The sequence below is a fragment of the Acidovorax sp. Root219 genome, from assembly GCF_001428665.1.
In the GTDB taxonomy this organism is placed as follows: Bacteria; Pseudomonadota; Gammaproteobacteria; order Burkholderiales; family Burkholderiaceae_C; genus Acidovorax.
The window spans coordinates 26,875-33,143 of sequence record NZ_LMIJ01000004.1 but is presented as its reverse complement, the minus strand read 5'-3'; the positions used below and the strand labels follow the sequence as shown (position 1 = coordinate 33,143).

The window sequence follows — 6,269 nt, the reverse complement described above, 5'->3', positions numbered from 1 at the left end:
CCCACCTTCTTTTGGCGACGCAAAAGAAGGTGGGTGCGCCGCCGGGCGCACATCCCGGCCTCCGCCCTCAATCCAGGCACAGTGCAACCACTGCAACCAACTAACCAACCCAAGCAGAAGCACAAAACAAAAACGGCCCACCGAAGTGAGCCGTTCTTGTTGCTGGAAGCAGCGCCACCAGGGCAACGCTGATCCGGACAGGAAAAAGCCAAGAATTACTTCTTGCCCTTGCCCTTGCCCTTGGCATCCGCAGCAGGAGCGGCTTCCACAGGCGTCTCGACAACCACGACCGGGTTGGTCACGGAGACCAGCACGGGGTTGTTCTGGCCGCCACGGATCACGGCACTCACGCCGCGGGGCAGCTTGATGTCCTTGAGGTGCAGCGAGGTGCCCTTTTGCAGCTTGGACAGGTCCACAGCGATGAACTCAGGCAGGTCCGAAGGCATGCAGGTCACGTCGAGTTCGTTCACGACGGGGTTCACCAGGCAGTGGTCCACCTTGACGGCGTTGGACTCTTCAGCACCGCTGAAGTGCAGTGGCACCTTCATGTGCAGCTTGGTCTTGGCATCCACGCGCTGGAAGTCGATGTGCAGCACGAGTTGCTTGTAGGGGTGGTATTGCACGTCGCGCAGCAGAACCTTGCTGGTGGCGCCGGCCACTTCCATGTCCAGCACGCTGGAGTGGAAGGCTTCCTTCTTGAGGGCGTGCCACAGTGCGTTGTGGTCGATCTCGATCAGTTGGGGTTCGGCAGAACCGCCGTAGACGATGCCAGGCGCCTTGCCCGAATTGCGCAGACGGCGGCTCGCACCCGTACCTTGCTTGGCGCGCTCAAAAGCGATGAAGTTCATAACTAGCTCCTGAAAAGGACAGACCGCGACCAGTCTTGCCCTGTTTTAAAAAGGCCTGCTTTGCCCCAGGGGGTGGGCAGGCCACATTGCGTTCCCAAACCAACGGACAAGCCTCCCGAAGGAGGCTTGATGTCAACCATCTTGCAAAGCCGAGGGCCTCTTGCGAGGCCCGGGGCATGTCAGAACAGGTTGTCCTGGTCAGAGAACAGACTCATCACCGACTCGCCCTTGGCAATGCGCTGGATCGTTTCGGCGATCAGCGGGGCCACGGAGAGCTGGCGGATTTTTGCGCATCCCTTGGCGTTGTCGTTCAAGGGAATCGTGTTGGTCACCACCACTTCATCAAGGGCCGAGCCCTTGGCGATGCGTTCGATGGCGGGACCCGAGAAAATGGGGTGCGTGCAGTAGGCGTACACCTTCTTGGCGCCACGCTCCTTGAGCACCTCGGCGGCCTTCACCAGCGTGCCGGCGGTGTCGATCATGTCATCCATGATCACGCAGTTGCGGCCTTCGATCTCGCCGATCACGTGCATGACTTCGGACACGTTGGCCTTGGGGCGGCGCTTGTCGATGATGGCCAGATCGCAGTTGAGCTGTTTGGCCAGCGCACGGGCGCGCACCACGCCGCCGACATCGGGCGAGACCACGATCAGGTCTTCGTAATTCTTCTGGCGCAGGTCGCCCAGCAGCACGGGCGATGCGTAGATGTTGTCCACCGGGATGTCGAAGAAGCCCTGGATCTGGTCGGCGTGCAGGTCCATGGTCAGCACGCGGGCCACGCCCACGGCCTGCAGCATGTTGGCCACCACCTTGGCGGTGATGGGCACGCGCGACGAGCGGGGGCGGCGGTCCTGGCGGGCGTAGCCGAAGTAGGGGATCACGGCGCTGATGCGCTCTGCCGATGCACGCTTGAGCGCATCGACCATGATCAGCAGTTCCATCAGGTTTTCGTTGGTCGGGGCGCAGGTGGACTGCACCACGAACACATCGCGCGCACGCACGTTCTGCTTGATCTCGACGGTCACTTCACCGTCGGAGAACCGGCCCACATCGGCAGCGCCGAGGGTGGTCCCGAGGTGTTGGGCAATTTCAGCTGCCATGCCAGGATTGGCATTGCCGGTGAATACCATGAAGTCGGGTTGATTGCCTTGCATGAGCGTCCCAGCGGTCTGAAAAAAAAGCCCGTACTACGCGAGTAGATATTTGGCAGGGGAAGAAGGATTCGAACCTTCGCATGCCGGAATCAAAATCCGGTGCCTTAACCAGCTTGGCGACTCCCCTACACGGGTCAACTGCTGAAAGCAGCTAACCGAAATTCTCGTCTGATGCCCACCCTGCCAGAGGATGAACCATCAAATTGTCACATGCCCTGATCTGCCAGTCGCCGGGGGCGCCTTGAAGATCCATCGCATGTGGCATTTGTGCAAACACAGCACTTCCTGAGCCTGTCATCCTGGGTCGCATCCCGCGCTGCGAAAGCCACGAAAGGGCTTGCGTAACGTCGGGGCACAGTGCCTCGGCAACTGGCTGCAGATCGTTTCGACCGAAATCAAAGTGTGTTGCAGCAAAGCCTAAGATTGTAGCACAGCCAGAATCGCGTTTCAAACTCGGTGAAGAAAAAATTGCTTTTGTCTCCAATCCTGCTGCGGGCTTGACGACCGCGAAGCGTGCTTGCGGAAGTTGCTGTGCATTCTCAAGCGGCGTAATTGTCTCACCAATTCCTTCGACAAAAGCGTTCGTGCCGCATAAAAAAAACGGAACGTCTGCGCCAAGGGCCAGGCCCATCTTCTGCAGCGCCTGGCGCGACAGGTTCAGGCCCCACAGCCGGTTGAGCGCCAGCAGCGTGCTGGCTGCGTCCGACGAGCCGCCGCCCATGCCGGCCTGCGCGGGGATGCGCTTGGTGATGCTGATGTGCGCGCCCTCGGTGCAGCCTGTGGCCGCCTGCAGGGCGTGCGCGGCGCGCAGCACCAGGTCCATCTCGGGCAGGGCCGGGCCCAGGTCTTCGCGGCTCAGGGCGCCGCCGGGCCGGTGCTCGAAGTGCAGGGTGTCGCACCAGTCGATGAGCATGAACACCGACTGCAGCAGGTGGTAGCCATCGGCGCGCCGCCCTGTGATGTGCAGAAACAGATTGAGCTTGGCCGGAGCCGGTACGTCGTACAGCGCTTGCATGGGAAGAAGGGGGCAGGGCGCCGCTCAGCGGCTGAAGGCGATGCGCAGCGTGGCTTCGGGGGCGGGGTCGTGGCGCCGGGCCACCAGCCGGCCGCTGGCGCTGCCCGAGAGGTCGGCCTGCCAGCCGGTGGCGGTGGCCTGGTTGCCATTGAGCCATTCGAAGATGGCAGCAACCGGGATGGCCGTGCCGGTGGCCTGGCGCAGCAATTCATCGAGCGAAGTGGACTCGCGGGTTTCCTGCCCGGTGGTGAGCTGCGCGCGCCCCGCTTCCCACTGCAGCCGCGCCAGCGTGTTGCCCAGCGGGCTGGTGAGCACCAGTTCGCCCTTGTCGGGGTTGCCCTGCAGGTCGAACAGCGAGGAGAACGATTGCGATGCCTGCCCCTCCACCTGCAGCGACAGGCGGCCCGACCACGATGCGGTGCCGGACTCGGCCGCCCGGGGCGGCTGGGCGCAGCCTGTGAGCCACAGCGTGCAGGCCAGGGCCAGCCATGCCATCCATTGGCGCAGCGCAAAGGGGTTGCCATTGCCGACAAGGAGCCGCATCAGGGCTTCGCCCCCAGGCGCTTCAAGGTGTCCTTGAGGCTGTCGTTTTCGGGGTTCAGGCGCAGGCCTTCGCGCCAGATGCCCAGGGCCTTGTCGCGCTCGCCCATGCTCCAGACCACTTCACCCAGGTGGGCGGCGATCTCGGCGTCGGGCCGGGACTTGAACGCGGTTTCGAGCAGGCTGCGCGCCTTGGCCTTGTTGCCCATGCGGAACTCCACCCAGCCCAGGCTGTCGGTGATGAAGGGGTCGCCCGGTGCCAGCTCCAGGGCCTTGGCGATCAATTGCCGGGCCTCGGGCAGGCGCTGGCCGCGCTCGGCCAGCGAATAGCCCAGCGCGTTATAGGCGTGGTGGTAGTCCGGCTGGCGAGCAATGATCTGGCGCAGCAGCTTCTCCATGGTGTCGAACTGGCCGACCTTCTCGGCCAGCATGGCCTGGTCGTACAGCAGTTCGCCGTCTTCCGGGGCCAGGGCCACGAGCTCGGTCTGCACCTCGTAGGCTTCCTTGAACAGGCGCTGGTCGCGCAGCAGCTGTACTTCGGCCAGCAGCTTCATGCGCCTGTCGTCCTCGGTCACGCCGGGCAGGGCGCGCAGCAACGCGCGGGCCTCGGCGATCTTGCCTTGCTTGGCCAGCAGTGAGGCGCGGCGGCTTTGCGCGCTGAACAGCTCGCTCGAATTCTCGATGCGCGCCAGCCAGCCCTCGGCGCCCGCGAAATCGCCCTTCTTCTCGGCGATCTGCGCGTACAGCAGGTAGGCCTGGTTGAGGCTGCGCTGGCGTGCTTCCCTGTTGATGTCCGGGCCCTCGATGAGCGTCAGGAAGCGCTTGAGCGATGTTTCGGACAGGTCCAGCCGGTTGTCCTGCAACTGCAGCGTGGCCAGCACCAGCCAGGGCTCGGGCAGGTCTGGCTTGGCGCGGGTCACGGCTTCAAGCTGGACCTTGGCCTCGGCGTACTTCTGCTGGCCGAGCAGTACGCGCGAGTAGGCCATCTGCATATCGGGCGTGGCCTGCGGCTGGCTGGCGAAATAACGGGCCACCAGCGCTTCCCCTTCGGGCACGCTCTCTTCCTGCAGCTCCATGCCCAGCCGGGCGGGACCTTCGCTGGTGGGGTCCAGGTCCTGGGCGGCACGGGCGCTGGCCAGCGCGCCGGTCTTGTCGCCGGCAGCCAGGCGCACACGCCCGATGGCAATGTGCGCGGCTGCCGCATTGGCTGGCTTGGCCAGCTCGTCTGCCAGGGCCTGCTCGACCACCTTGGCGGCCAGGGGCTTGTCGCTGGCACGGGCGAACATCTGGGGCACGATGCCCAGGATGGCGGGTTTGGCCTGGACGGGGGCCTGGGCCAGTTCCTGGCGCAGCAGTTCCGGGGTCTCGCCGATGCGGTTCAGGGCGATCAGTATCTGCAGCACATAGCGGTTGGCCTCGCGCGAGTCCGGCTGGGCTTCGCGCCAGGCCTTGGCGGCTAACAGTGCGTGGTCGCCCGCGCGTGCCTGCAAGGCCATGTCGGCGGCCCGCTGGTAAAGCTGGGGGTTGTTGGTGCGCCGCGCCGCTTCCAGCATGAGGGCATAGCCTGTGCCTGCCTCGCCGGTGCGGGCATTGATCTCGCCCATGAGGATTTCATAGAACAACTCTGCGTCCAGCGCAGGGTTGCTGCTGGGGGCATCATCGGGCGCCGGCTCGGCCGCCTGTGGCGCCGCAACGCCGGGTTGCTGGGCAAGGCCTGCCGTGGTTACTGCTGCAAGAGCAAGTGTCAGGACGGCATACCGAAAGTAGTTTGAAGGCACCATCGACCCATAATAATCCATGCATGACAACCTGTTTGTGAGGGCTTTGGATGCCTGAGTTGCCCGAAGTGGAAGTAACACGGCGCAGTTTTGCGCAGGCCATCGCTGGCGCCCAGGTCACCGCCGTGCGCATGGGCAAGCCGCTGCGCTGGCCGTTGGGGGGCGATGGCGGTGCCTTGGTCGGGCGCAGTGTCTCTGGCGTGCGCCGCCGGGGCAAGTACCTGCTGGTGGACCTGGATCAGGGGGTGCTGCTGGTGCACCTGGGCATGTCCGGCAGCCTGCGGTTTGCGCAGGGCCTGCCGCCGCCGGGGCCCCATGACCATTTCGACCTGGTCACCACCCAGGGCACCTTGCGCCTGCACGACCCCCGTCGCTTCGGCGCGGTGGTGCACGCAGCGGGCGAGGCCGACCCGGTGGCGGCCAAGCTGCTCGGCGGCCTCGGCATGGAGCCCCTGTCCGACGATTTCTCCCTGGATGCCTTCAGCCGCGGCATCAAGGCCAGCCGCGTGCCCATTAAGCAGATGCTGCTCGGGGGCAAGGTCGTGGTGGGGGTCGGCAACATCTATGCGTCGGAGGTACTGTTTCTGTCGGGTATTCGCCCGCAGACACCGTCGGCACGCATTGGCCCGGCCAGAATGGAACGGCTGCATGCAGCCATACGGCAGGTGCTGGAGCGTGCCGTGGAGTTGGGCGGCAGCACGCTCAAGGATTTTTCCAACGCCGACGGCGCCTATGGCAGCTACCAGGCCCATGCCAACGTGTACGGGCGCGAGGGCGCGCCCTGCAAGGTCTGCGGCACGCCCATCAAGGCGCTTCGGCAGGGCCAGCGCAGCAGCTATTTCTGCCCCCGCTGCCAGCGGGCATGACAGGGGCAGACACCGTGCCGGCCGGTTGCCGCTTGGGCGTAAAAATGGCCCGGCCCGGCCGGGGTGGT

The 6,269-nt window shown here is 64.8% G+C and carries 6 protein-coding genes and 1 tRNA gene; 1 reads left to right on the top strand and 6 read right to left on the bottom strand.

The window, feature by feature from the left end:
* Positions 1-215: 215 nt before the first annotated feature.
* From ASE28_RS04605 to ASE28_RS04580, 6 genes are all read right to left on the bottom strand, one after another.
* A complete protein-coding gene (locus ASE28_RS04605) occupies positions 216-848 on the bottom strand; it encodes a 50S ribosomal protein L25/general stress protein Ctc (protein ID WP_057265061.1) in 633 nt (210 codons plus the stop codon).
* A 179-nt stretch (positions 849-1,027) separates the two neighbouring features.
* Positions 1,028-2,002 carry a ribose-phosphate pyrophosphokinase gene (locus tag ASE28_RS04600; RefSeq protein ID WP_057205491.1) on the bottom strand — a complete coding sequence of 325 codons (975 nt, stop codon included), beginning with the start codon at positions 2,000-2,002 and terminating at the stop codon, positions 1,028-1,030.
* Positions 2,003-2,052: 50 nt separating this feature from the next.
* Positions 2,053-2,129: transfer RNA gene (locus tag ASE28_RS04595), tRNA-Gln, on the bottom strand.
* 24 nt (positions 2,130-2,153) lie between these two features.
* Positions 2,154-3,017, bottom strand: a complete 864-nt coding sequence (gene ispE / locus ASE28_RS04590; RefSeq protein ID WP_057265059.1) for a 4-(cytidine 5'-diphospho)-2-C-methyl-D-erythritol kinase — start codon at positions 3,015-3,017, stop codon at positions 2,154-2,156.
* Between the two features lie 24 nt (positions 3,018-3,041).
* Positions 3,042-3,560: a lipoprotein insertase outer membrane protein LolB gene (locus tag ASE28_RS04585; protein ID WP_057265057.1), complete on the bottom strand. Its 519-nt coding sequence runs from the start codon at positions 3,558-3,560 to the stop codon at positions 3,042-3,044.
* Complete coding sequence (locus ASE28_RS04580; RefSeq protein WP_057265055.1) at positions 3,560-5,356, bottom strand: tetratricopeptide repeat protein; 1,797 nt, start codon at positions 5,354-5,356, stop codon at positions 3,560-3,562. Before ASE28_RS04580 ends, ASE28_RS04585 begins: the two co-directional genes overlap by 1 nt.
* A gap of 29 nt (positions 5,357-5,385) precedes the next feature.
* Here ASE28_RS04580 and mutM point away from each other — a divergent pair, with 29 nt between their 5' ends.
* On the top strand, positions 5,386-6,201 hold the full coding sequence (gene mutM, locus ASE28_RS04575; RefSeq protein WP_057265053.1) for a bifunctional DNA-formamidopyrimidine glycosylase/DNA-(apurinic or apyrimidinic site) lyase: 816 nt from the start codon (positions 5,386-5,388) through the stop codon (positions 6,199-6,201).
* The last annotated feature ends 68 nt before the right edge of the window (positions 6,202-6,269 follow it).